The 24,432-nt window shown below is 76.8% G+C and carries 22 protein-coding genes; 13 read left to right on the forward strand and 9 right to left on the reverse strand.

The annotated features are described in order from the left end of the window. Positions 1-55: 55 nt before the first annotated feature. From IE305_RS22760 to IE305_RS22770, 3 genes are all read right to left on the reverse strand, one after another. Positions 56-1,633 carry a GMC oxidoreductase gene (locus tag IE305_RS22760; protein WP_190131549.1) on the reverse strand — a complete coding sequence of 526 codons (1,578 nt, stop codon included), beginning with the start codon at positions 1,631-1,633 and terminating at the stop codon, positions 56-58. Positions 1,634-1,758: 125 nt separating this feature from the next. Continuing rightward, a complete protein-coding gene (locus IE305_RS22765) occupies positions 1,759-2,685 on the reverse strand; it encodes an oxidoreductase (protein WP_190131550.1) in 927 nt (308 codons plus the stop codon). 96 nt (positions 2,686-2,781) lie between these two features. After that, a complete protein-coding gene (locus tag IE305_RS22770) occupies positions 2,782-4,299 on the reverse strand; it encodes an FAD/NAD(P)-binding protein (protein ID WP_190131551.1) in 1,518 nt (505 codons plus the stop codon). 138 nt (positions 4,300-4,437) lie between these two features. Between IE305_RS22770 and IE305_RS22775 the strand changes: the two genes are divergently transcribed. Both IE305_RS22775 and IE305_RS22780 read left to right on the forward strand, forming a co-directional pair. After that, on the forward strand, positions 4,438-5,448 hold the full coding sequence (locus IE305_RS22775) for an NAD-dependent epimerase/dehydratase family protein (protein ID WP_190131552.1): 1,011 nt from the start codon (positions 4,438-4,440) through the stop codon (positions 5,446-5,448). A 290-nt stretch (positions 5,449-5,738) separates the two neighbouring features. After that, positions 5,739-7,265: an alpha/beta hydrolase gene (locus tag IE305_RS22780; protein WP_190131553.1), complete on the forward strand. Its 1,527-nt coding sequence runs from the start codon at positions 5,739-5,741 to the stop codon at positions 7,263-7,265. Positions 7,266-7,298: 33 nt separating this feature from the next. On the opposite strand, the gene IE305_RS22785 is transcribed toward IE305_RS22780, so the two are convergent. Beyond that, positions 7,299-8,390 carry a PP2C family protein-serine/threonine phosphatase gene (locus IE305_RS22785; protein WP_190131554.1) on the reverse strand — a complete coding sequence of 364 codons (1,092 nt, stop codon included), beginning with the start codon at positions 8,388-8,390 and terminating at the stop codon, positions 7,299-7,301. A gap of 151 nt (positions 8,391-8,541) precedes the next feature. Between IE305_RS22785 and IE305_RS22790 the strand changes: the two genes are divergently transcribed. Together IE305_RS22790 and IE305_RS22795 are read left to right on the forward strand one after the other, a co-directional pair. Further along, positions 8,542-9,519: a GlxA family transcriptional regulator gene (locus IE305_RS22790; protein WP_190131656.1), complete on the forward strand. Its 978-nt coding sequence runs from the start codon at positions 8,542-8,544 to the stop codon at positions 9,517-9,519. Positions 9,520-9,586: 67 nt separating this feature from the next. Then, a complete protein-coding gene (locus IE305_RS22795) occupies positions 9,587-10,336 on the forward strand; it encodes a B3/B4 domain-containing protein (protein ID WP_190131555.1) in 750 nt (249 codons plus the stop codon). Positions 10,337-10,400: 64 nt separating this feature from the next. Here the strand turns inward: IE305_RS22795 and IE305_RS22800 are convergent, their stop codons facing one another. Beyond that, the gene (locus IE305_RS22800) at positions 10,401-10,967 is read right to left on the reverse strand and encodes a hypothetical protein (protein ID WP_190131556.1); all 567 of its coding nucleotides are present in this window, start codon (positions 10,965-10,967) and stop codon (positions 10,401-10,403) included. Between the two features lie 157 nt (positions 10,968-11,124). Between IE305_RS22800 and IE305_RS22805 the strand changes: the two genes are divergently transcribed. Together IE305_RS22805 and IE305_RS22810 are read left to right on the forward strand one after the other, a co-directional pair. Next, positions 11,125-11,499, forward strand: a complete 375-nt coding sequence (locus tag IE305_RS22805; protein ID WP_190131557.1) for an RNA-binding S4 domain-containing protein — start codon at positions 11,125-11,127, stop codon at positions 11,497-11,499. A gap of 163 nt (positions 11,500-11,662) precedes the next feature. Continuing rightward, positions 11,663-12,757 (forward strand): hypothetical protein, encoded by a 1,095-nt coding sequence (locus IE305_RS22810; RefSeq protein WP_229891373.1) that lies wholly within the window; start codon positions 11,663-11,665, stop codon positions 12,755-12,757. 25 nt (positions 12,758-12,782) lie between these two features. Here IE305_RS22810 and IE305_RS22815 read toward each other — a convergent pair whose 3' ends face one another. Next, entirely contained in the window at positions 12,783-13,229 is a 447-nt protein-coding gene (locus tag IE305_RS22815; RefSeq protein WP_229891375.1) for a gamma-glutamylcyclotransferase family protein, read from the reverse strand. Between the two features lie 62 nt (positions 13,230-13,291). Here IE305_RS22815 and IE305_RS22820 point away from each other — a divergent pair, with 62 nt between their 5' ends. From IE305_RS22820 to IE305_RS22830, 3 genes are read left to right on the forward strand one after another with little or no spacing between them, the layout of a single operon-like run. Next, complete coding sequence (locus tag IE305_RS22820) at positions 13,292-15,658, forward strand: FHA domain-containing protein (RefSeq protein ID WP_190131558.1); 2,367 nt, start codon at positions 13,292-13,294, stop codon at positions 15,656-15,658. Next, on the forward strand, positions 15,655-16,281 hold the full coding sequence (locus IE305_RS22825) for a hypothetical protein (protein ID WP_190131559.1): 627 nt from the start codon (positions 15,655-15,657) through the stop codon (positions 16,279-16,281). The genes IE305_RS22820 and IE305_RS22825 overlap by 4 nt, the downstream gene beginning before the upstream one ends. Further along, the gene (locus IE305_RS22830) at positions 16,278-17,327 is read left to right on the forward strand and encodes a serine/threonine-protein kinase (protein ID WP_229891377.1); all 1,050 of its coding nucleotides are present in this window, start codon (positions 16,278-16,280) and stop codon (positions 17,325-17,327) included. The genes IE305_RS22825 and IE305_RS22830 overlap by 4 nt, the downstream gene beginning before the upstream one ends. A 14-nt stretch (positions 17,328-17,341) precedes the next feature. Here IE305_RS22830 and IE305_RS22835 read toward each other — a convergent pair whose 3' ends face one another. Then, positions 17,342-18,682, reverse strand: coding sequence for a streptophobe family protein (locus IE305_RS22835; RefSeq protein ID WP_229891379.1), 1,341 nt, complete (start codon positions 18,680-18,682; stop codon positions 17,342-17,344). Between the two features lie 237 nt (positions 18,683-18,919). On the opposite strand from IE305_RS22835, the gene IE305_RS22840 reads away from it, so the two are divergent. Genes IE305_RS22840 through IE305_RS22855 form a run of 4 tightly spaced genes read left to right on the forward strand, consistent with a single transcriptional unit; the run spans position 18,920 to position 22,448 of the window. After that, the gene (locus IE305_RS22840) at positions 18,920-20,113 is read left to right on the forward strand and encodes a DUF6777 domain-containing protein (RefSeq protein ID WP_190131560.1); all 1,194 of its coding nucleotides are present in this window, start codon (positions 18,920-18,922) and stop codon (positions 20,111-20,113) included. Continuing rightward, positions 20,106-20,849, forward strand: a complete 744-nt coding sequence (locus IE305_RS22845; protein WP_190131561.1) for a DUF998 domain-containing protein — start codon at positions 20,106-20,108, stop codon at positions 20,847-20,849. Before IE305_RS22840 ends, IE305_RS22845 begins: the two co-directional genes overlap by 8 nt. After that, the gene (locus IE305_RS22850) at positions 20,849-21,883 is read left to right on the forward strand and encodes an SDR family oxidoreductase (protein ID WP_190131562.1); all 1,035 of its coding nucleotides are present in this window, start codon (positions 20,849-20,851) and stop codon (positions 21,881-21,883) included. The genes IE305_RS22845 and IE305_RS22850 overlap by 1 nt, the downstream gene beginning before the upstream one ends. Further along, a complete protein-coding gene (locus IE305_RS22855) occupies positions 21,873-22,448 on the forward strand; it encodes a TIGR03086 family metal-binding protein (RefSeq protein ID WP_190131563.1) in 576 nt (191 codons plus the stop codon). Before IE305_RS22850 ends, IE305_RS22855 begins: the two co-directional genes overlap by 11 nt. Here IE305_RS22855 and IE305_RS22860 read toward each other — a convergent pair. Next, positions 22,439-23,683 carry a WS/DGAT domain-containing protein gene (locus IE305_RS22860; RefSeq protein WP_190131564.1) on the reverse strand — a complete coding sequence of 415 codons (1,245 nt, stop codon included), beginning with the start codon at positions 23,681-23,683 and terminating at the stop codon, positions 22,439-22,441. The genes IE305_RS22855 and IE305_RS22860 overlap by 10 nt on opposite strands. Positions 23,684-23,825: 142 nt before the next feature. Then, complete coding sequence (locus IE305_RS22865; protein WP_190131565.1) at positions 23,826-24,311, reverse strand: NUDIX domain-containing protein; 486 nt, start codon at positions 24,309-24,311, stop codon at positions 23,826-23,828. Positions 24,312-24,432: the final 121 nt, after the last annotated feature.

The following is a 24,432-nucleotide window of genomic DNA, read 5'->3' on the forward strand; positions in this document are numbered from 1 at the left end:
CGGCACTCCGGACCCGGCAAGGGAGCGTTCCCGCCACCCGGCGGCCCTGGGTGCGTCAGCCGCCCGCCGCGACGATGCCCGCCATGGCCCGCTCGGCGAGCGCCGTGATCATCAGGGAAGGGTTGGCCGCACCGTTGTTGCCGGGCAGCAGGGAGCCGTCGAGGACGTACAGGCCGGGTTCGCCCACGACCCGGCCCTCCAGGTCGGTGCACCGCCCCACGACGCACCCGCCCAGGGGATGGGCGGTGAACGGGCCCGGGTAGCGCAGGCCCACCGTGACCAGGCCCGGGTTGGCGGACATCACGTCGGCCTGGTGCTGCTGGAGCGTGCGCGCCGAGGGATCCTGGTGCGCCGGGCTCCACCCGGCCAGCCGCACCGAGCCGCTGCCCCGGTCGTACACGAAGGTGCCGCGGTGGTCGTGGTCGACGGTCATCAGGAACGTCACCAGCAGCGGCACGCCGTGGGCCCCGAGCCACTGCCAGCTCTCCGCGCGGGCCGGCTGGAGGTACGCGCGGGGGAAGAAGTGCTGGGAGGCGCACGGTGCGCCCTGCGAGGGCCCGGCGCGGTCGGTGAGGGTGGTGCGGATGCCGACCTGATCCCCGTTGGTGCCGAAGCCGGTGCCCACGGCGGCCGGCAGACCGGGGAGGTCGCCGCGCTCCCGCGCGGCCACGAGCAGCCGGTTCGTGTTCAGGGTGCCCGCGCAGACGAACAGCAGGTCGCACGTGTACGCGTCGGTGCCGGCCGTGGCGCCCGAGGGGTTCAGCCGGCGCACCTCCAGGACGAAGCCGCCGCCCCGCCGGCGCCGGATGCCGCGCACCTCGTGCAGCGGCCGCAGCTGGACGTGCCCGGTCCGCAGCGCCCGCGGCAGGTACGTGCGGGTGAGGTCCTTCTTCGCCCCGTCGGAACAGCCGAAGTCCGTCTCCCCGGCGATCGCCGAGGGCCGCACGGCGCCCCGCAGTTCGGCCCGCAGCACGTCCCAGTCGAACGTGGACAGGGCCGGGGCGGGGGAGTGGCCGGCACGCCGCAGGTGCCGGTCCCACACCCGGGAATGCGTGAACGGCGGCGAGGCGTAGACGTCCGGCGGCATGGAGGTCGCACCCAGCCCGGCCACCGCGCGCGGGAACCAGCGGGCGGCGAACTCCTCGTAGCGCAGGGCCGGGGGAAAGAGCGAGGCGAACGCGGACCGGTCCGGGGGCACCGTCGCACCGGTGTACACGAGGGAGCCGCCGCCCACGGCCGCGGCGCACAGGATGTCGAGGTGCCGCTCCTCCGCCACCTCGGCCAGCCCCGGCTGCGGCCGAACGGGCACGGGCAGGACCCCGGGCCACCGCGCCATGGAGCGGAACCAGAACATGCGCCCGTCGACCCGTTCCTGCGAGCCGAAGACCGCCCGGTGGGGGCTGACCGGCCACTCCTGTCCCCGTTCGAGCACGAGCGTGTCCACGCCGGCCTCGCCCAGCCGCAGGGCCGCGACCGCGCCGCCGAACCCGGACCCCACGACGACGGCCCGGAAGTGCGTCCGCGCCGTGGCACCGGCCCGCGCCCGTGCGCCCCCGGCGCCGAACACCGAGGCGCCCAGCGCCCCCAGGGCGCCACCGGCGCACCAGCCGGCGAACCCACGACGTGACGGCATCCCGGCTCCCTGTCGTCCCCTACGGCCATCGGCTCCCGCAGGCCGCACGCTACGGGGCGCCGCGCGCGATCCGGCACGAACCATGACGAGCTCGCCCGAACGGGTGATCCCCCCGCCGGCCGGGGTCAGCGCCGGGGCCACCGGTAGGCCACGTGGGTGAGCGCCTCCGACGCCTCCCACAGCCGCAGCCCCAGGTCCGGGTCGGCGGTCTGCGCGGGCAGCTCCACCGGGCCCGGGCCGCCGCGCTGCTCGAAGCGGCCCGTCGGCCCGTAGAAGCCGCCCGGCTGCACGCCGGCGGCCGTCGCCGCGTACAGCGACGGCAGCGCCGCCTCGGCCACGTCGTGCCCGACCAGCGGCTCCAGCGCGACCCGGGCCAGGAACCGCAACGGTCGCGGCGCGTACCGCTGGAGACCGGTGGCGCTGCCGCCGGGGTGGACGGCCACGCTGGTCAGCGTGGCGCCGGCGGCGTCGGCGCGGCGCTGGAGCTCCAGCGCGAACAGCACGTTGGCCAGCTTCGACTTCGCGTACGCCGCCATCGGATGGTACGAGCGCGCGCTCTGCAGGTCGGACAGCTCCGCCATGGGACTGCGGGCGATGGCCGCGCTGACGGTCACCACCCGCGGGTCGGGGGCGCGCAGGAGCAGCGGCAGCAGCCGGCCGGTGAGCGCGTAGTGCCCCAGGTGGTTGACGCCCATGGTGTACTCGAAGCCGTCCTTGGTGGTGCGGCGCTCGGGGACCGCCATCACCCCCGCGTTGTTGACCAGCACGTCGAGCGGCCGGTCGCCGTGCTCCATGCGGTGCGCGAACCCCGTCATGCCGGCCAGGTCGGCCAGGTCCAGCAGGTCCGGCCGCACCCGGGCCCCCGGCACCTCGCCGGCCACCTCCTCGGCGGCGCGCCGCGCCCGGCCCGGGTCGCGGCCCGTCACCACGACCTCGGCGCCGGCGCGGGCCAGTTCGCGGGCGGTGACGCGGCCGATGCCGCCGGTGGCGCCGGTGACGACGGCCAGGCGGCCGTGCAGGTCCGGCATGTCCTCGGCGGTCCAGCTGTCCATCTGACTCCTCGGCGTCCGGTCGCGGACGGGCGGCGACCGTATTGTCCGCCGCCCGGCCGCCCCGCCGGGGAAGGCGCGCCCGGCCGCCGTACCGCGTCACGAGCGCCCGGCGCCCTCCACCGCCACCGACCCGGCCATGGCCTCCGTGACGTCCACGGCCACGTCGCGGGCCTGCCGGACCACGTTGCGCAGGTGGTTCGCGAACGGGATCCGCACGTGGGTGCCGACGCCCACCACCCACACCGGGTCCGGTGGCCCGCCCGCGGCGGGCCGCACCCGCAGGTCGGCCTCCAGCCGGTCCACCGGCGCCGATCCCGGCGGTGCGCCGGTGACGTGCAGCGCGGTGCCGTCGGCCGACCGGTGCAGCAGCGGCAGGTGGAAGCCGGCGGCCGCCACGACGTGGTCGTACGGTTCCGGGGCGGCGGCCCCCGGCCAGTGGATCTGCCAGCCGTCCGGGTCCGCCGTGACCGCCGCGGGGTAGTGGGGGGCCAGCCGCAGCACGCCGGCGTCCAGGTGGTCCAGCAGCCGGCGGGCGTTGACGACCGTCATGGCGGTGACGTACCGGCTGACGGCCCAGTCGAAGCGGTCCATCAGCGCCCGGCAGCGGTCGGCCGGCAGCCGGGCGCCCAGTTCGATGACCGCCTCCATGCCGGCCGCCACCACCTGCTGCCACGTGCAGGCGCCCGCCTCGACGAGGGCGGTCTCCTCGCGCAGCCGCTCCACCGGGCCGGCGGCCCGCGAGGACTGCCGGCGCAGCGGCAGCGGGCCGGTCAGCCGTACGGCCTCCACCACGCAGCGCAGCACCCGCTCGGCCAGCAGCGGGTCCTCCGGGTCGAGCCGGGCCAGCCGGTCCAGCGGCGGGAACGGGCGCGGCGGCGCGCACAGCGAGCCCCGTACGGCCGGCAGCACCCCGGACCGCGAGGTGAGGGTGGGCCGGTGGCCCTCGCGGCACAGCAGCAGCGCCGCGTCGACGGCCGACTGCCGCGTCCCCAGGACCAGCACCCGGCTCCCGGGCCGCAGCCGCTCGCGCAGCCGGGCGGCCGGATAGGGGGCGTCGAGATACCGGGGGTGGCCGGTGAGCCCGGCGAAGCCGTCGGGGACCTTGGGCTCCCGCACGCCGGTGCACACCACGACCGCGTCGGCGGTCAGTTCCCGGCCGTCGTCCAGCAGGACGCGCCGCCGCGTCCCGTCGCCGGGCGCGGTGGTGACCGTCCGGACGCCGGCCGGCACGTGCGTGACGGTGACGCCGTGCCGGGCGGCCGTCTCCCGTGCCCGGTCGTAGTGGTCGCGGCAGTACGCGGCCAGCCACGAGCGGGGCACGCAGTCGAGAGGCCCGACGGGTCGGCCCAGGCCGCGCAGGTGGCGGACGAAGTCCAGGGGGTCGCCGGCCAGGAGGGAGTTGGCGTCGGCGGCGCTGTTGCACAGCAGCAGCGGGTCGGGGTCGCCGAACGCGAGCCCCCAGCCGGGCGGGTGCGGGTCCACCACGGTCACCGCATTGACCGCGCGGTCCGCCGTGCGGTCACGGCGCGCCGCCAGGGCCGCCACCAGCTGGACGACGACGCCCGTGCCGGCGACGCCGGCCCCGACGACCACCACGTGTCCCGTGGGCTCCACGAGCCACCCCCTTCCACCGGAGTGACCCTGCCCACCGGCCCGCCGGGGGATGCGCGCGGAACGGGTTCACCCTGGGCGATTTCGCCGAGAGCATGCCGGGGTTCCGCCCTGGACGGGCGTACGGCAAGGTCAATTGGTATGAGACTGCTGATGCTTGGTGGTACGGAGTTTGTCGGACGGGCCCTTACGGACGATGCGGTACGGCGGGGATGGGATGTGACCGTCTTCCACCGGGGGCGGCACGAGGCGCCGCCCGGTGTGGCGGTGCTGCACGGCGACCGCCGGGCGGAGGGCGGCCTCGCCGCGCTGGCCCAGGGGGAGTGGGACGTGGTCGTGGACACCTGGTCCGCGGAGCCGACGGCCGTCCGGGACACGGCCCGGCTGCTGGCCGGCCGCGCCGGTACGTACGCGTACGTCTCCTCCGGCTCCGTCTACCGCCACCCCGTCCCCGCGGGAGCGGGCGAGGAGGCGCCCGTGGTGGAGGGTTCGCCGGACGCGGGCGCGGTGGCGTACGCGGAGGACAAGCGCGGCGGCGAACTGGCCGTCACCGACGCCTTCGGCGACCGCGGGCTGCTGGTGCGGGCCGGGCTGATCCTGGGGCCCTGGGAGAACATAGGGCGCCTGCCGTACTGGCTGGAGCGGATGGCCCGCGGCGGCACGGTGCCCGCGCCCGGCCCGCGCGACCTGCCGCTCCAGTTCATCGACGTCCGAGACCTGGCGGCCTGGACCCTGGACGCCGCGGCCCGCGGCCTGGGCGGCCCGTTCAACGTCACGAGCCGCCCGGGGCACACGACGACGGAGCAGTTCCTGGAGGCGTGCGCGCGGGTCACGGGCGGTGGCGCGCGCCTGCACTGGGTCACCCCGGAGGACGTCCGTGCGGCCGCCGTCGAGCCGTGGACGGACCTGCCGGTGTGGCTCCCGCCGGGCGAGCTGCACGACAACCTCTTCGGCCGCCAGGTGGAGAAGGCCCACGCGGAGGGCCTCCGCTGCCGCCCGGTCGAGGAGACCGTGGCGGACACCTGGGCCTGGCTCCGCACCCTGGACGGCCCGGCCCCCCGCCGCGACGACCGCCCCCGGGTCGGACTCTCCCCGGAGCAGGAGGCGGCGCTGCTGCGGGCGGCGGGCGCGGGCGTGCCGGGCCCGGCCTGACCGCCGTACGGCCGGCCGGGCCCACCGGGCGGCCCGGCGCCACCGCGCCCGGGGGCGGGGCCTGCTGTACGGGCGCGGGGGTGGGCGCCCGCCGGGCCGCCCCCGCCCGTGCGGGGCCGCGCGCCCGCCGGCGTCGGGCGCCCCGGCCCGGCGCCGCGCCGTGCGGCCGCCGGGCGCCGGCGATCCGCCGGGTCCACCGCCTCCCCTGTAACCCCGATGGCCGTATCCCGGCTGCCTCCGTCCCCCCGGCGGGTGAACCTGGGGCCCGGACACCGGGAGGCGGTGAGGCGATGCGTGACCGGCCGCGAGTCGTCGCTGTGGTCCTGCTCGTACTGGGCCTCGCGGCTGCCGGGTGCACCGGCGGCGGGCGGGCCGCCCGGCCGGCGGCCGGGGCCTCCGCGGGGGCCGGGCAGCGGCTCGGGTGGGGGGCCTGTGCCGCGCCGGACGCCGGGGCGGAGGGGGCGACGCTGCGGCCGGACGCCCAGTGCGCCTGGCTGACGGTGCCCGTCGACTACGGCGCCCCGGACAAGGGCACCGTGCGGATCCGGCTGGCCAGGGTGCAGGCCGCCGATCCCGCGCGGCGGCTGGGGTCGCTGGTGTTCAACCCGGGCGGGCCCGGCGAGGCCGGTGCCGCCATGGTGGCCGGCGGGGTGTTCGAGCCGACCGGGCCCGTACTGGACCGCTACGACCTGGTGGGCTTCGACCCCCGCGGCACCGGCCGCTCCGCCCCCATCCGCTGCCCCGAGGGCACCGGCGGCGACCTGATACCGCGCACGCCCGAGCAGGCGGACGCCGAGTACCGGGCCGCCGCTGCGCAGGGCGAGGAGTGCCGCCGGGCCGCCGGCCCGCTGCTGGCCCACATGGACTCCGTCACGGTCGCGCGCGACCTCGACCTGCTGCGCGCTGCCCTCGGCGAGTCCCGGCTGACCTATCTGGGCTACTCGTACGGCACGTACATAGGCCAGCACTATGCGCACCTCTTCCCCGGCCGGGTCGGGCGGTTCGTCCTGGACGGGGTCGTCGACCCGGGCGCGGACCAGGTCACCACGGCCCGCGCCGACCTGGTGTCGCTGGGCGCGAGCTTCGCCAGCTTCGCGCGGGCGTGCGCGGCCGCCGGCTGCCCCCTGGGCCGCAGCGAGGCGGAGATCACGCGCAGGACCACCGACTTCGTGCGGGGCCTGGACGCCCACCCCCTGCCCGGCCCGGAGGGCAGCCGGCTGACGACCGGCCTGGCCGTGCAGGGGGTCCGCGAACCCCTCTACCAGGCGGCCCGCTGGCCCGATCTGAGCCAGGCCCTGCTGGAGGCGATGCGCGGACGGCCCGGCGGTCTCATCGAGCTCGCCGTCGAGCGCACCAGCCGGCTGGGCGGGGGCGCCCCCGGCGCGGGGGAGCCGGCCGTCGACCCGACGATGGCCCGCAACGCCGTCGAGTGCCTCGACCGGCCGGGCCCGCGGGGCCCCGGCGCGCTGCTGCCGCTCATCCAGGAGTTCGACCGCGCCTCGCCGCTGTTCGGGGCGACCGTGGGCGCGGGTCTGTTCCGGTGCGCCGCCTGGCCGTTCGGCCCGACGGGCCGCGCGGAGCCGCTCGGCGCGCCGCAGGCGCTGGCGATGCTGCTGGTGTCCTGGACGACCGACCCGGCCACCCCGCTGGCCAACGCCGAGCGGGTGCGGCGCACGCTGGGCACGGCCTCGCTCGTCGAGCGCGCCGGCACCGGGCACACCGCGTACGCCGGCGGCTCGCCGTGCACCGACGCGGCCGTGGAGGCGTTCCTGGTGGAGGGCCGGCAGCCGGCGCAGCGCGTGCACTGCCCGGCCTGACCGGCACCGGCACTGGGAGCGGACGCGGCGGCCTCACCGCTCCCGGCGGACGGCGAGCAGCGCCGCGTCGTCGGACAGCCCGTCCCCCGTGTGCTCGCGCAGATCGGCGACGAGGCGGTCGAGCAGCGGCCCCGGCGCCGACTGCGGCATGCCGGCGAGGCGTTCGGGCAGGGGGTAGAAGCGGCCGGCGCGGTCGCGGGCCTCGGTGACCCCGTCCGTGTACAGCAGCAGGGTCGTGCCGGGCTCGAAGACGAACTCGCCGCGGTGGTACGGGCCGGGCGCCAGCTCGCGCAGGGCCAGCGGCGGGTCGGACTCGGGCGTGGTGACCTCGGTGACGTGGCCGGCCCGCCACAGCAGCGGCGGCAGGTGGCCGCAGTCGACCAGCTCGGCCGGGCCCTGCGCCGGCACCCCGACGAGGACGGCGGTGACGAACTCCTCGCCGGCCCGGCGGCGCAGCACCGACGCGTCCAGGCGGCGGGCCACGACGGTGAGGTCGGGCTCGACCTGCGCGGCCTCGCGGAAGGTGCCCAGGACGTCGGCGGCGGTCTCGATGGCCGCGAGCCCCTTGCCCCGTACGTCGCCGACGATCAGCCGCACCCCGTACGGCGTGGTGAGGACCTCGTAGAGGTCACCGCCGACCCGGGCCTCGGCGGCGGCCGCCTGGTAGCGGACGGCCACGCGCAGCCCGTCGGTGCGCTCCTGCGGCGGCCGCAGCAGCGTGCTCTGGGCGGCCTCGGCGACGGACCGGGACTGCAGCAGCTCGCGTTCCCGGGTGGCCACGAGGACGACGCTGGCGGTGCTGACGCACGTGATGGCGAGGACGGTGGTGCCCGAGGTCAGGTGGACGGCGGGTTCCACGCCCGGGTCGGCGAAGGAGAGCAGGGCCACGACGCCGAGCGCGGCGAGGCCCGTGAGCAGCGGCACCCGCGCGCGCCGCGCGCCGATGCTGGCCAGCACCGGTGCGGTGCCCAGGACGGGGGAGAAGGTGAGCCGGGGGTCGGTCGCGATGTCCAGGGCGACGGCGGCGGTCAGCAGGACGTAGGCGGCGAGCACCAGCAGGCGCGCGGCCCGGGGGAGGCGGGAGAACGGGCGCGGGGGAGCCCCGCGGCCTGCGTCTGGCTTCATGATGGTGCATCAGCCTAGAGTGCCGCTGTCCGTCCGGGCCTCAACCCGACCGGCGCGGCATAAACTGTCTTATGCCCCGAAAAAAGGACATTACTCCATAAAGGTGATAGCAGTGCCCTTTCCCGGTGCGGTGCCGTGGGCCCGCCCGATGATGGCCACTGTGAGCGGCAAGGTGACGCGCGACGTGCTGATCGTCGTGTACGACGGAGTGCAACTGCTGGATGTCGCGGGGCCCTTGGACGTCTTCGACCGGGCGGCCGCCGAGGCGGACGCCGGCTACCGGGTGCGCCTGGCCTCGGTCGGCGGCCGGTCCGTGGCCACCTCCGCCGACGCGCACCTGGGGGTCTCCGCCGACCTCGCCCGGGTCCGCAAGCCCCCGGACACGCTGATGGTGGCCGGGGGCTGGGGGTACGCGGCCGCGGCCGGCGACCGCGACCTCCTCCGGCACGTCCGGCGGCTGGCCACCGGCGCCCGGCGCACCGGCTCGGTGTGCACCGGCGCGTTCGTCCTGGCCGAGGCCGGCCTGCTGGACGGCCGCCGGGCCACCACGCACTGGGCCCACTGCGCCGAGCTGGCCAACGGCTACCCGGCCGTCTCCGTCGAGCCCGACGCCATCTTCGTCCGCGACGGCGAGGTGGTGACCTCCGCCGGTGTCACCGCCGGCATCGACCTCACGCTGGCGCTCCTGGAGGACGACCTGGGGCCCGAAGTGGCCCGCGCCGTGGCCAAGTTCCTGGTGGTCTTCATGCAGCGGCCCGGCGGCCAGTCGCAGTTCAGCACCTTCACCCGCCCCGACTCCCCGCGCAACACCGCCCTGCGCGCCCTGGTGGAGGACATCGACGCCGACCCCTCCGGCGACCTGTCGGTGCCCGCCCTGGCCGGGCGCCTGGGCATGAGCAGGCGCCACTTCAGCCGCCTGTTCAGCCAGCAGGTGGGCATCAGCCCCGGCGCCTACGTGGAACGGGCGCGCGTCGCCGTGGCCCGCGCCCTGCTGGAGAGCTCGGCCGACGGCGTCGACGGCATCGCCGCGCAGTGCGGCTTCGGCACCGTCGAGACGATGCGCCGCGCCTTCGTGCGCGAGACCGGGGTGTCCCCGGCGGCGTACCGGGACCGCTTCCGCCGGGGGTGAGGCCGGCCATGGCCGGCGGAGGGCCGCGACTTCGGGTCTTGGTACAGTCTGCGGCACCATCCGGTGCATGACACTCGACCCCGAGGAGCTCGCCGTGACCGCGGACACCACCGACCTGTCGTCCTGGCTGGACGCCGTCACCGTCGACCCGGCGGTGGGGGCGCTGCGCCCCGACTACCGTGCCCTGGTCGTCGTGGCGGAGGGCCTGCACCCCGGCCCCAGCGACGCGACGAGCGAGAAGCTGCTGGCCGCGGCCGAGGAGACCGCCCGCGCCCGGCTCGCCGGCGGGGCGCCCGAGGACCACCCGCACCTGGCCGCCTGGCGCGAGGCGTTCCGCGCCTTCGGCGCCAAGCCCCAGCGGACCCGGCCCAGCGCCGAGGCGCTGCTGCGGCGCGCCGGGGCCGGGCTGCCCCGGGTCGACCGGCTCACCGACCTCTACAACGCGGTCTCGGTCGCCCACGTGGTGCCGGTCGGTGGCGAGGACCTGGACCACTACCGCGGCCCCGCCCGCCTCGTCCGGGCGACCGGCGAGGAGCCCTTCGAGACCACGGCGGGCGGCGAGGCCGTCGTCGAGCACTGCCCGCCGGGCGAGGTGGTCTGGCGCGACGACGCCGGGGTGACCTGCCGCCGCTGGAACTGGCGCCAGTGCACCCGCACCCGCCTGACCACGGCCACCACCCGCGCCTTCTTCGTCCTCGACGCGCTGGGCCCGATGGACGACGACGCCCTCGCCGCCGCCGGCGACGCGCTGACGGCGGCGCTCACCGACAGCAGCCCGGGCGCGACGGTGACCTCCCGCCTGGTGCGCGGGGCCTGAACGGCCGGGCCGGCGGCGGAGAAAACGCCGGGGAAAGCGCCCGGGGAAAGCACCCGGGGAGGCGTCACCGCCCGTCCGTGACCTCGATCGTCGCCGCGGCCGGTGCCGTCCCCGAGACGGTGCAGTTGACGGTCACGCCGAAGACGTGCACGGCCGCGTCGCCCGGGGTGAAGGTGGTGCTGCCGGCGGTGTCCAGGCGCGCCGAGGCGGTGCCGCCGGTCAGGGTGACCGTGGAACCGGTCGGGATCGCCTGCGGGTTGGTGAAGCCGGTCGCCGTGACGCTGCCGCTGCCCGCGCCGCCGAGCACCAGCGCCATCTCGCCGGTCACACTGTTCGCCGGCACCGGGATCGGGACGGTCAGGGATGCGGTGACCTCCAGCGACAGCTCGGCGCTGCCGCCGCGCGGCACGCTGGCCGGCGCGGTCACCGTCACCTGGAGCGGCTGCGGCCCGTCGGGCGCGCCCGGCCCCGTGCACACATACGCCACGGACACCGGGTCCGCGGTGTCCGCGGCGGCCGGCGGGGCGCCGAGACCCACGCCGGCGCCCGCCAGGGCGGCGACCAGTGCCGCGCCCGCCGCCGTCCGGCGCCGCCCGCGCCCGCGCCCGCGGAGAGGTGAGGGAGAGTTCATCGCCGTGCTCCCTTCGTTCCCGGCAGTTCCCGGCCCCCGTATTCTGATGTGGACACGTCATCAGTCCCACGGCCGGCCGGAGAAGTCAACGCACGGCACCCGGCACCCCGGGAAACGCCCGTGAAATCCCCGGCATCCCTGTCGTAGAGTGCGAACCATGAGCACAGACGAGGGGACGGTCCGGATCGACAGCTGGATCTGGTCGGTCCGGCTGACCAAGACCCGGTCCCTGGCCGCCACCGCCTGCCGCGGCGGGCACGTCCGGCTCAACGGCGAGCGCGCCAAGCCCTCCCAGCCCGTCCGCCCCGGCGACGAGGTGCGGCTGCGGCACGCCGGCCGCGAGCGCGTCGTGATCGTCAAGCAGCTGGTCCGCAAGCGCGTCGGCGCCCCGGCCGCCGCCGAGGCGTACGTCGACAACAGCCCGCCGCCGCCCCCGCGCGAGGCCGTCGCGCCCGTCGGCGTCCGCGACCGGGGCACCGGCCGGCCCACGAAGCGCGACCGGCGCGAGATGGAACAGCTGCGCGGCCACTGAACCGCCGCACCACCCGGTCACCGGGATCACCGTGATCAGGGTGGGAAATCCCTTCCCCGGGGGAACCATCAGCCCTGGAAGGCACTCTCCCGTGCCGAAGGCGTACGCGCGTACGGGAAGATGTACGCGACCACGGCAGCAACCCACCACCCGGGGGCGGTACATGACGCTCGATCTGACCCACGACCTGGCGGCCCAGGGCGCCGCACGGCGGCCCTCACCCGTCGCCGGGGCGGCCCGCAGAACCGCGGCCGTGCTGGCCGCCGGCCTCGCGCTCGTCGTCGCCGCGGCGGGCACCGGCCAGGCCGCCGGCACCGGCACCGCGACCGCCGCCCGGCAGGGCTGCGACGGTGCCGCCGCCCCCGCCACGGCCACCGCGCCCGCCGCCGAGGCCGCCCCCGCCGTCCGCGCGGGAGGCACCGCGGCGCAGCGGATCTCCTTCGGCGTGACCTCCCAGCTCCCCATCGGCCTGTGGTCCGACGCCGCCGTCACCCTCCGCACCCCCGTCTCCAAGGGCACCGTCCGCCTGGACGTGACCAGCCGCGGCTTCAGCACCGACTCGCTCGTCGTCCAGCGCTACGACGCCCGCAGCCACCGCTGGACCGACCTGGCCACCCGCCCCGGCGGCGGCAGCAGCCCCACCCACGGCGTCTTCACCTTCCCGCTGACCGCCACCGGCGCCGGCCCGCGCGCCCCGCACACCGTGCCGCTGCGCCTCCAGGACCTCGACCGGCCCGGCACGCTGACCGTCACCGCCTCCGTCACCGACGGCCGCGGCCACACCTACCGCGCCCCCGCCCGCACCACCACCGCCACCCGCCCGGCCACCACCGTCGGCGGCTGGCCGGGCGGCACCACCCTGCGGCGCGGCGGTCCCGCCCACGAATTCACCGTGACCGTGCGGAACACCACCAACCGCGCCTACCCGGCGCTCACCGCCTCGTACTTCGCCTACGGCGCCGGCAGCAAGCACGCCCTCGCGCCCAAGGACCTGACGCTCCAGCAGTACCGTGCCGGCAAGGGCTGGACGAAGGTGCCGCTCCTCGCCGGCGGCTGCGACCCCGGCATGAGCGCCACCCTGAAGGCCGCCGCCGCGTCGCCGCTCAAGCCGGGCGCCACGGCCGTCTACCGGCTGAAGGTGTCCGTCGCCCGCACCGCCCCGCAGGACGTGACCAGCGCCGACGCCGGCATCACCGTGGGCAACGGCGACCAGGCGTTCGCCTCCCGGCAGCTGCCGTTCGCCATCCGCGCCAAGTGACTCCCCCGGGGCGGTGACCCGCGCGTCACCGCCCCGGCCACTCGCCGCCCCGCACGAGCGTCCCCGACAGCCGCAACCGCCGGGCCACCCGTTCCGCCGCCAGGTACACCCACGCCCGCACCGCGCCGCCGTCCTCCACGAGGGCCTCCCGCACCACCCGGTCGTACAGGCTCCGGCCCGGGTCGCCGGGACGGCACCCCTCCAGCACGTCCAGGGCGGCCAGCACCTCCTCGTACCGCTCCGGGTCCACCGTCACCAGTTCGCCCCGCACCTCACCGCCGGGCCGCGCCACCGCGTACGGATAGCCCGGGCCCTCGTACAGCACCACGTCCCGCATACGGGCCGGCACCTCCGCCACCGTGCGGCCGCCCAGGAACCGGTCGTGGTTGCACCGCCCCGGCCGGAGCGTCCCGTACACGAACACCGGCAGCCGCGCCGGCGTCCCCCCGCGCCCGCCGTCCCCCTCGTTCACGTGCGCTCCCTCCCGCCCGCCGCCGGAAGGCGGGCCCAGGCCGTCGGCCGTAGCATAGAGACATGGGAGAGCGGTCGGTCGTGCCCTCCGCTCCCTCCGCCCCGGAACTCGTCATCGAAGCCGAGGGCGGCTCGCAGGTGATGAGTCCGAGCCGGACCTACCAGGTGGGGCGCGACCCGGACAGCGACATAGTGCTGCGGGACGCACGCGTCTCCTGGCACCACGCCGTGCTGCGCCCCGTGGGCGACCACTGGACCCTCGAGGACAGCGGCAGCACCAACGGCACCTACGAGGACGGCCGCAGGATCGGCACCCTCGACGTGCACCCCGGCAGCGTCATCCGCTTCGGCAACCCTGCCGACGGCCCCGCCGCCGTCGTCACCGGAACGGCACCCGAGCCGGCCGCGGCCCCCGCCGGCGCGCCCTCCGGCGTGTCGCACCCCTCCGCCACCGGCACCTTCCGCCGGCCCACCACCGTCCGCCCGCTGCCCACCCGCACCGTGCGCGTGGGCCGCAGCGAGGACAACGACCTCGTCGTCGACGACCTGGTGGTCTCCCGGCACCACGCCGAACTGCGCGCCCTGCCCGAGGGCGACTACGAGATCGCCGACCTCGGCAGCCACAACGGCACCTACCTCAACGGCCGCCGCATCACCGCCGAGCCGCTGCGGCCCGGCGACATCGTGGGCATCGGCCACAGCGCCTTCTGCCTCGTCGGCGACCAGCTCCAGGAGTACGTCGACACCGGCGAGGTCTCCCTCGACGCACAGGGCCTGTCCGTCCGCGTCGACAAGGGCCGCAAAACCCTGCTGGAGGACGTCTCCTTCCCCGTCGGCGCCCGGTCCCTGCTGGCCGTCGTCGGCCCCAGCGGCGCCGGCAAGACCACGCTGCTGGGCGCCCTCACCGGGCTCCGGCCCGCCGACGACGGCGCCGTCCTGTACGACGGGCGCGACCTGTACCACGACTACGCCGAGCTGCGCGCCCGCATCGGGCTGGTGCCGCAGGACGACATCCTGCACACCCAGCTCACCGTGCGCCGCGCCCTGCGCTACGCCGCCGAGCTGCGCTTCCCCGGCGACACCGCCCGCGCCGAACGGCAGGCCCGGGTCGAGGAGGTCATCGGCGAACTCGGCCTGGATCAGCGCGCCGGCCAGCCCATCCACAGCCTCTCCGGCGGCCAGCGCAAACGCGTCAGCGTCGCCCTGGAGCTGCTCACCAAGCCGTCGCTGCTCTTCCTCGACGAGCCCACCTCGGGCCTGGACCCGGGCATGGACCGCTCGGTGATGACGATGCTGCGCACCCTGGCCGACGACGGCCGCACCGTCATTGTCGTCACGCACAGCGTGCTCAGCCTCGACGTGTGCGACCGACTGCTGGTCCTCGCCCCCGGCGGGCGCACCGCCTACTACGGGCCGCCCGCCGAAGCGCTGCGCTACTTCGGCTTCTCCGCCTGGCCGGAGGCGTTCGAGGCGTTCGAGAACGACCGGGCGCGCGACTGGGCGGCGGAGTTCCGGGCCTCCCCGCAGCACCGGGCGTACGTCTCGGGCGTCGCCGAGCGCGCCGCCGCCCGGCCCGCCGGGCGGCCGCCGCCGGCCCCGGAGAAGCCGGCCACGGCGCAGAGCTGGGGCGCACAGCTGTGGACGCTGACCCGGCGCTACGTGGCCGCGCTCACCTCCGACCGGACCTTCCTCGCCATCATGATCGCGCTGCCGTTCGTCATGGGCGCGATGACCCGGGCACTCGCCCACGGCCGGTTCACCGACTCCTCGGCGATGCCGGCGCTGCTGGTCCTGTGCGTGGGCGGCTTCCTGACGGGCGCGGCCAACGCCGTACGGGAGCTGGTCAAGGAACGCGTCATCTACCGGAGGGAGCGCGTGGTGGGCCTGTCCCGGTCCGCCTACGTCATGTCGAAGATCCTGGTCCTGGGCGTGATCACGATCGCGCAGGCGGTGGTGCTGACGCTGGTGGCCCTGGCCGGCGTCGATCTGGGGGCGCCGGGCGGCCAAGGCGTGCTGCTGCCGCCGCTCGCGGAGATCACCCTGGCGGTGGCGCTGCTCGGGTTCACCGCCATGATGCTCGGCCTGCTCGTGTCGTCGCTGGTACGCAAGGAGGAGGTCACCATGCCGCTGCTGGTGTTCCTCGCCATCGTCCAGGTCGTCTTCTGCGGCGCCCAGTTGCAGCTGCACGGCGTGACCGGGCTGGAACAGCTGTCCTGGCTGGTCCCCTCGCGCTGGGCGCTGGCGGCGATGGCCGCCACCGTCGACCTGCACCACATCGTGCCCGGCGACCTGACCGCCGACCCGCTGTTCCGGCACACCACCGGCATCTGGCTGCTCGACGCCGCGATGATGGTCGTGCTGTCCGTGGTCCTGGGCCTGCTCACGGCCCGCGCCCTGCGCCGCCGCGAGCCGGCGGTGATGCGGAAATGAACGCCGTGCAGCCCGGAACGTCCCCTCCCGGCGCCGGCGCGGGCCCCGGCGGCTTCCGGCCCACGCATGTCGTGCCCGGCGGGGGCCTGGCCACCTGGGACGCCCCGGACGCCATGCGGCCGAGCGCGCCGCTCGACCCGCTGCTGCCGGTCCGGCTCGAGGAACTGAAGGGCGACCTGGGCCGGGTGCTGTGCTCCAACGGCTGGTCGGCCTGGGTCGACGCCCGGCTGCTGGTGGCCCTGCCGCGGGACCCGCCCGGGGCGGGCTCGCCGCCGGTCCGCGCCGCCGACACCCGGCGCCTGCTGGCGCACGCCGAGGAGGCGCTGCGGCGGTACCGGCAGGCCGTCGAGGACGTGGCGGCGGGCCGGCTGGACGGCGAGACGTTCCGGGCCACCACCCGGGGCCTGCGGATCGGCGTGGTGGCCGACGGCGAGTCCGTCTGGGCGTACGACGCGGAACGCGACCACTGGTGCTACACCGACGGCACGTCCCTCACGGCCCTGGCCGCCGGCCGGCCCGCAGCGGAGCCGGACCCCGGTCCCGGCCCCCGCTCCACGCCCCGCGAGGCCACGCGGCTCGACGACCGCGGCGGCCCGCCGTCCTGGCCGGGTGACCAGCAGTGACGGCGCCCGGCGACCACCCCGCACACCCGGACGACCGGCTGGGCGGCCCCGACGGCATCATCGGCCGTACCATCGCCGGCTACCGGGTGGAGAAGGAGCTGGGGCGCGGCGGCATGGCCGTGGTCTACCGCGCCACCGACCTGCGCCTGGGGCGCACCGTCGCGCTCAAGCTGATGGGGGCCGAGCTGGCCCGCAACGAGACCTTCCGCAACCGCTTCACGCACGAGTCCCGGGTGGCCGCCGCCATCGACCACCCCCACATCGTGCCGATCTTCGACGCCGGCGAGGCCGAGGGCGTGCTCTACATCGCCATGTGCTACGTACCCGGCGAGGACCTGCGGGCCCTCATCGACCGCAACGGCCGGCTGTCGCCCGCCACCACCGTGCGCATCGCACGGCAGCTGGCCTCCGCCCTGGACGCCGCGCACGCACGCGACCTGGTGCACCGCGACGTCAAACCCGGCAACGTCCTGGTGGCCAAGGGCACGGACCCCGACCACCCCGAGCACGTCTACCTCACCGACTTCGGTCTCACGAAGAAGTCCCTGTCGCTGACCGGCTACACCCGCGTCGGCCAGATCATCGGCACCGCGGACTACATGGCGCCGGAACAGATCTCCGGCCAGCCGGTGGACGGGCGGTGCGACGTCTACAGCCTGGCCTGTGTGGTGCACGAGATGCTGACGGGGTCGCCACCGTTCCGGCGCGACGACGACAGGGCGGTGCTCTTCGCCCACATGGCCGCCCCGCCGCCGAAGCTGTCGGAACAGGTGCCGGAGCTGCCCGAGGCCGTCGACGAGGTGTTCTCCCGGGCCCTGGCGAAGAGCCCCGAGGAGCGCTTCGACAGCTGCCTGGAGTTCGTGTCGGCCCTGCGCCGTGCCGCCACCCCGACCGGCGACACCCCCACCGGTGCGCCCCGGCCGCCTTCCGGTGGCCCGGCCGGCACCGGGACCCCGTACGGCCCGCCCCCGGCGCCGCCGGCGTGGGCTGCGCCGGCCTTCCCGGAACGGGACCCGACGCGGCGGACCGGCGGCTGGCAGAGCTGACGGCGTACGGACGCTCACCACCCGCCCGCGCCCGGCCCCTGCCCGTCCGCGGCCTCCGCCCTGCCGAGTCTGCGGCCCGCGGCCGCCTTGGCGCACAGCCCGCCGGTGAAGCCCGCCACCAGGCCCCACAGCAGGCCGAGGCCCACCAGCCGGCCCAGGTGGGCCCACAGCCGCACCTCGCCGCCGAAGTCCGTCAGATCGCCCAGGCCTAGCACCGCCAGCCCGTAGCGCGCCGAGACCTCGGTGGCGAGCCCGACGACGAGCAGCGTCAGGGCCGCCACCACGCCCAGGCGCACCGCCACGCGCCAGGCCGGGGTGCCGGCCGGTGAGCGGAACGCGGTCAGCAGCCCGGCCGTCAGCAGCGCCAGGCCCGCGACCGCGGCCAGCACCCAGGCCCTGCCGTCCTGCTCCGACAGCGCCGCCAGGTCCACCGTCGATGTACCGCGGCCGTTGCCCCGCAGCACCGCCGCCAGGGCGTGCGGCACCGGCAGCCCGATGTCGCCGGGCACCCGGCCCTCCCAGGCACCGCCCAGCCCCACGCCGAAGGCCATCCACGCCAGGTTGGGCAGGCCCAGCAGCAGGATCGCCGCCGTCCGGGACGGGTCGTCGTGCGTGAACGCCGTCACCAGCCCGATGACCAGCCCCAGCACCACGTACCCCAGCAGCACCACGACCATGGCGAAGGCCGGCGGCCGGAGCGCGCCCTGGAGCCGCAGCAGCCGCCGGGGGAGCGGGGTGCCGCGGGAGACGGCGACGGCCACGACCAGAACGCCCAGCAGCCACAGTGCCCCGTGGCCCAGGGCCGACCCGAGGGGCGCGTGGAAGCCGACCGTCGGGGTGATGTCCAGGGCGGCGCCCAGCTCGTCGAGGAAGTCCTGCCCCACCCGCACCCGGAAGGAGAACCGGGCGGCGCCCGCGATGAACGCCAGCGCCACCAGCCACACCACCGCCGTCCGGGCGGCCCGGGCCAGCAGCTCCCCGCCGCCGGCCACGGCGCGGTGACGCAGCGGCAGCAGGAAGACGACGCCCGTGGCCAGCGCGCCGGCCACGGTGACCGACAGCGGCACGACCTCCAGCGTCGCCGCCGAACCGCCGAGGAACCCCACGTCCCCGGAGAGTTCGAGGGTGCCGCCCACGGCCGCCACCAGGGTGGCCGCCAGCACCGCGGGGAACGCGCCGGCCGGCAGCGCGCGGGCCCCGGCCGCCCACAGGCCGGCCGCCGCGACGGCGAACATGGCGACGCAGCCGGCCGCCACGGCGACCAGCGCGTCCGCCCAGGCGCGCAGCTCACCGGCCGCGCCCCGGGCGGGGGGCGCGGGCGCCGGTGCCGGTCGGGGCGGTGGGGGCCGGTTCACGCGACCACGGTAGACCGGGTGCCGCGCCGTCACCCGTTCGTGAGGGCCGGTGGGGGAACGGTGGCGGAACAGTGAGGGAACGGCGGGGAGTGAGCGCCACCGGCGCGGGAACCCGCGGAACCAGGCAGAGGGCGTGCGGATGACCCGTACGCCCGCTTGCGAGCCTCGTGGGTGCGCTGCACAGAATGGGGCGCAGGGGCGGTAACAGGAAATACCCGTCGATCCAGGAGAAGGGCCGTGTCGTCCGAGCCGCCGTCAGGTAACCGTCCCACCGGCCCTCCGTCCGGCCCGCTCTCCGGGCGCGGCCCCGAGCCGCCCCCCGAACCCCGCGGAGGGGACCAGCCCACGGTCACCGGCGACCAGGCCGGCCCGCAGCCCCCGCGCCCCTCCGGCCCCACCGAGCCGCCCCCGCCGCCGCCTCCACCGCCCCCGCCCGCGCCGCCCACGGGCGACGAGGGGGGTGGGCCGCCCGCCCGGCGCCCCTGGTGGCGGTCGCGCACCGCCCTCGTCGCCGCCGCGGTCGTCGTGGCCGCGGCCCTCGCCGTCGTCTTCCTCCGCATGGCCGGAGGCGGCTACGGCGAGATCTACCTCCAGTCCGCGACCGCGCCCGGCCAGGACCCCTTCACCCCCTCCGCCTCCACCGCCGACACCACGGTCACCCCCGCCGTGCCGGCCGGCAGCCGCACGGTCACGGGCTCGACCCGCGGCATCTACGGCGGCGTCCTCCACCAGGCGGGCTGCGACCTCGACGGCCTCATGAGTCACCTGACCGGCAGCCAGGAGAAACGGGACGCCTTCGCCCGGGCCCTGAAGACCCAGCCCGGCGAGCTCGACGGCTTCCTGCGCGGCCTGACCCCCGTTCAGCTGCGCGCCGACACCCACGTCACCGACCACGGCTACCGCAACGGCGACATCACCGGCTTCCAGGCCGTCCTCCAGGCCGGCACCGTCGTGCTCGCCGACCGCACCGGCCTGCCGCGGGTGCGCTGCGCCGGCGGCAACCCGCTGAGCGAGGCCTCGACCGCGGCCAAGGAGAGCCCCAAGAAGAAGGGCGACACCTGGCCGGCGTACCGCGACGCCGACGTCGTCGTGGTCACCCAGGCCGACTCCGAGCTGGACGCCTTCGTCCTCTACGACTTCCAGAGCGGCGACTGGTTCGAACGGCCGGTGGGCACCCACGGCGAGAAGGACCGCCCCGTGGCCACACCCAGCAACCCGCTGCCCACCACCAAGCCGCCCGCCACCCCCGCTCCCGGCCACAGCGCGCCCAGCGCCCCCTCCGGCACGACCCCGACGCCCGCGCCGACCACCCCCACCAAGCCGAACCCCAGCCCCAGCCCCACCACGCCGCCCACCACCCCGCCGTCCCCGCCCAGCCCGGCCTACGCGCCGCAGCAGGCCGGCCGCCATCAGGGCACGGCCGATGCGTGACATCCCCGCCGCGCCCGCCCGCCCGTCGGCCGGCCCCGCCACCGTCCGTTCCCGGCGGCACGGCCCGACGGCTCCCGGCGCGCCGGGCCGCACCGCGACGCGGTGGGCGGTGGCCCTGCTGACCGCCGCCGCGGTGGTCTACAACGACTGGCTGCTCGCCCTCTTCCTGCCCACCGGCCTGGACCCCCGGCACTCCTACGTCAGCGAGCTCTACGCCGCCGACCAGCCCTTCCATGTCCTCTTCGGCGCCGTGGAGGTGCTGGCCGCGGCCCTGGTGGTGGCCGGCGCGCTGCTCGCCCTGCGCCGGCCCGCCAACCGCTGGGCCAGAGCCGGCTGGTGGTCGCTCGTCGGGTTCGGCGTGTCCTCCGTGGCCGACGTCGTCGTGCCCATGCGCTGCGCCCCCTCGGTCGAGCACCCCTGCGAGGCCGTCAACCCCTGGCACACCACCACCAGCGCCTTCGTCCACCTGGCCCTCTTCGCGTCGATGCTCCTGCTCACCGTGGGCCTCGACGCGGCGGCCCGCCCGCCGGGGCCGGTGCGCCGGTGGGGGCCGTGGGTGCTGGGCAGCGCGCTGGCCACCGCCCTGGCGACGGTGGGCGCCCTGCTGGGCCACCCCGGCTGGCACGGCGTACCGCAGCGCGCCCACCTCACCCTGGTGGGCGTGTGGTTCCTGCTGCTGGCGGTGGGGCTGCGCGGAGGTTTGCCGGGGGCCGGGACGGGTACCCGGCGGCGGTGATGAACAGGAACGAACCCTCCGTGGTGGTCGTCACCGGAGCCAGCGGCGGCGTCGGACGCGCCACCGCCCGCGCCTTCGCGGCGCGCGGCGCGTGCGTGGCGCTGCTCGCCCGCGGCGAGGCCGGGCTGGAGGCGGCCGCGGAGGAGGTCGAGAGCCGCGGCGGCCGGGCGCTGCCGCTGTCCGTGGACATGGCCGACCCGCACGCCGTCACCGCGGCCGCCGACCGGATCGAGGAGATCCTCGGCCCCGTCGACGTCTGGATCAACAACGCCTTCAGCGGCGTCTTCGCGCCCTTCGTCGAGATCGAGCCCGAGGAGTTCCGGCGCGTCACCGAGGTCACCTATCTGGGCTACGCCTACGGCACCCGGGCCGCCCTGACCCGCATGCTGCCGCGCGACCACGGCACGATCGTGCAGGTCGGCTCGGCGCTGGCGTACCGCGGCATCCCCCTCCAGTCGGCCTACTGCGGCGCCAAGCACGCCATCCAGGGCATGAACGAGTCGCTGCGCTGCGAGCTGCTGCACCTGCGCAGCAAGGTGCGCACCACGATGGTGCAGCTGCCCGCCGTCAACACCCCCCAGTTCGACTGGGTCCTCAACCGGCTGCCGCGCCGCCCCCGGCCGGTGGCCCCCGTGTACGAGCCCGAGGTCGCGGCGCGGGCCATCGTGCACGCCGCCGCCCACCCGCGCCGCCGCGAGTACTGGGTCGGCGGCAGCACGGTCGCCACGCTCCTGGCCAATGCCGTCGTGCCGGGCCTGCTCGACCGCTACCTGGCCCGCACCGGCTTCGACGCGCAGCAGCGCCCCGAGCGCGAGCGGGACCTCCCGCCGGTCAACCTGTGGCACGCCGTCGACGGCGACGGCGGCCGCGACTTCGGCGCGCACGGCGAGTTCGGCTACCAGGCCCACGCCCACGGCACCCAGCCGTGGCTGTCCCGGCACCGCGCGGGCGTGGCCGCCGGGGCGGCCGTGGCCGCCGCGGCCGCCGTGATCCGCGGCCGCATGGACCATCACGGGAGACCGCATGGCCGCTGACGGCAACGTCCTCGAACGCCACGCGGAGGCACTGGACCTGTTCGGCGAGCGCGTGCACGCCGTCGGCGCCCGGCAGTGGCAGCAGCCCACGCCGTGCACCGACTGGAACGTGCGGGAGCTGGTCAACCACCTCGTCGTCGAGCAGATGTGGGTGCCGCCGCTGCTGGAGGGACGGTCGATCGACGAGGTGGGCGACGCCTTCGACGGCGACCGGCTCGGCAGCCGGCCCAAGGCGGCCTGGGACAAGGCCGCCGCGGCCGCCCGCGACGCGTTCGCCGCGCCCGGCGCGCTGGACCGCACGGTGGAGCTCTCGTACGGCCCCACGCCCGCCCGCGCCTACTGCTCGCAGATGATCGCCGACCTGGTGGTCCACTCCTGGGACCTCGCCCGCGCCATCGGCGCCGACGACCGCCCGCCGCAGTCCCTCATCGCCTTCACGGCCCGCGAGATGGAGCCGTACGCCGCCGACCTGTCCGGCACGGGCCTGTTCGCCGAGCCCCGGAAGCCGCCCCCCGGCGCGGACGCCTGGGAGCGGCTCCTGGCGCGGCTGGGCCGTCAGCCCTGACGCGGTGTCCGGCCGGGGCGGCCGGACACCGTGGCGAGCCGGCCGATCTCCGCCAGCCAGCAGCCGGGCAGCCGGTCCAGGCCGGTGACGCCGGTGTCCGCCGTCACCGAGAAGTACGCGGTGCCGGCGTACGTGGCCAGGCACACCGACAGGCGCTGGCCGGAGGCCAGGAACATCAGCGGGACGATGCCCGTGACGTCCCGGCCCGCCACGGACAGCGGGCGGGCGGGGCCGGGGACGTGGGTGGCCACCAGGCTGGTGCGGCGCGGGTGGTTGTCGGCGTCCAGCACCAGGCGCCGCATCCGTGGTGACAGCGCCCGCATCAGCGCCCCCGTGCCGGGATCGGTGAGGCGGGCCCGCAGCCGCCCGCTGTCGGCGGCGACGCGGCGCAGCCGCTCCACCGGGTCGGCCGTGTCGCAGGGCAGGGTGAGCCAGCCGGCGCTGATACGGGTGCCCAGCCGCTCCGCCGTGCCGGGCCGGCGCAGGCCGAGCGGCACCTTGGCGCGGACGGGGCGCGGGTCGCCGTGCCACCGTGGGCCGGTCTCCCAGGCGGCCAGCGCACCGGCCAGGGCCGCCAGGTGCACGTCGTTGACGGTGCCCCCGTGGACGGCGGCGACGCGGCGCATCCCCTCCAGGCCGGTGGCCGCGCACACCTGGCGCACCCGGCCCTCCGTCGTGCCCGCGGCGGCCACCGGCCGGGCGGTGTCCCGCAGGCCGCGCAGCACGGCGGCGACGTCCCGTACGACGGCCCCGGGGCGCGGCCGTGGCGGGGCCGTCGGGGCGGGGCGTACGGCGGCCGGGCGCGCTCCCACCACGAGCTCGCACAGCTGGGCGATGAGCAGGCCGTCGAAGTGCGCGTGGTGACCGCGCAGGACGACGGCGAACTCGCCGGGCGCGTGCCCGTGGACGAGCCACACGCCCCACATCACGCCCGGCAGCGGCTCGTTGGCGACCGCGTCCAGCGCGGCGTACAGCCCCGCGGTGCCCGAGCCCTCCGGGGCCCGGGACTCGAAGAGGTGCCGCCCGGGCCGGAAGACGGCGCCGCCGCCCGGCCCGGCCAGCTCCGGGCAGGCGGAGGCCGCCGCCTCCAGCAGGAGGCCCAGCTCCGCACGGCTCGGGACGTCACCGGCGCACAGGGCCGCCACGCCGATGGCCATCTGCGTCCCCGGGTGCGCCGCGCCGTACGCGAGGAACCCGTTGTCGAACGGAACGGACACGCCCGGTGCCCCGGCCACACCGTCTCCCTCACGCCGCACCCGGCGGCGCGTCACCGGGTCGAGCCCGTGCCGCGCCCTTGGGCGACGACTATCACGGCCGGCGCCGCGACCGGCGCCGAAACGGCCCGGGACGGGGCAGGGCCACACGCATGGGCGGCCCTCAGCCGACGGGTTCGCCCTCGCGCAGGTACGTGCAGCCGCCGTGGCGCAGCATGTCGAGGGCGACCGCCAGGACGCGCACCTGGTGCTCCGGCAGCAGGGGCGCCCATTCGTCGAGCGTGAGCATCCTCCACCGGTCGTGCTCGTGCGACAGCGCCACCGGCGGTTCACGGCCGACGAGCGGCCCCTGGAACAGCGCCCAGCACTCCGCGACCCCGTCGGGGTCCGTCGTCCAGTCGACCGTCAGCAGCCGGGGCCGTGGCGGCATGGCCAGGCCCGTCTCCTCGTACGTCTCGCGCACGGCGGTGTGCCACAGGTCCTCGCCGTCGTCGTGCGTGCCGCCGGGCAGCTGCCACTCGTCCTTCCACGACGCGTGCAGCAGCAGGATGCGGTGGTCCGCGTCGTGCACCAGCGACGACGCCGCCACCACGATCCGCGGCCGGGACGCGAGCCACTCCGCCCGCGTCATCTGCGGGCGCGTCCCCACCCCGTCTCCTCCCACGAACCCTCCTCCCCACGGCGGCCCGTACGGATAGCCGGTACGGAAAGCTGACATGCGGAAAAGGGGCCGCCGCCCTGCTCAACCGGTCCGGGCGGGGGAAGGGCAC

This window comes from Streptomyces mashuensis (assembly GCF_014654785.1).
GTDB classification, from domain to species: domain Bacteria; phylum Actinomycetota; class Actinomycetes; order Streptomycetales; family Streptomycetaceae; genus Streptomyces; species Streptomyces mashuensis.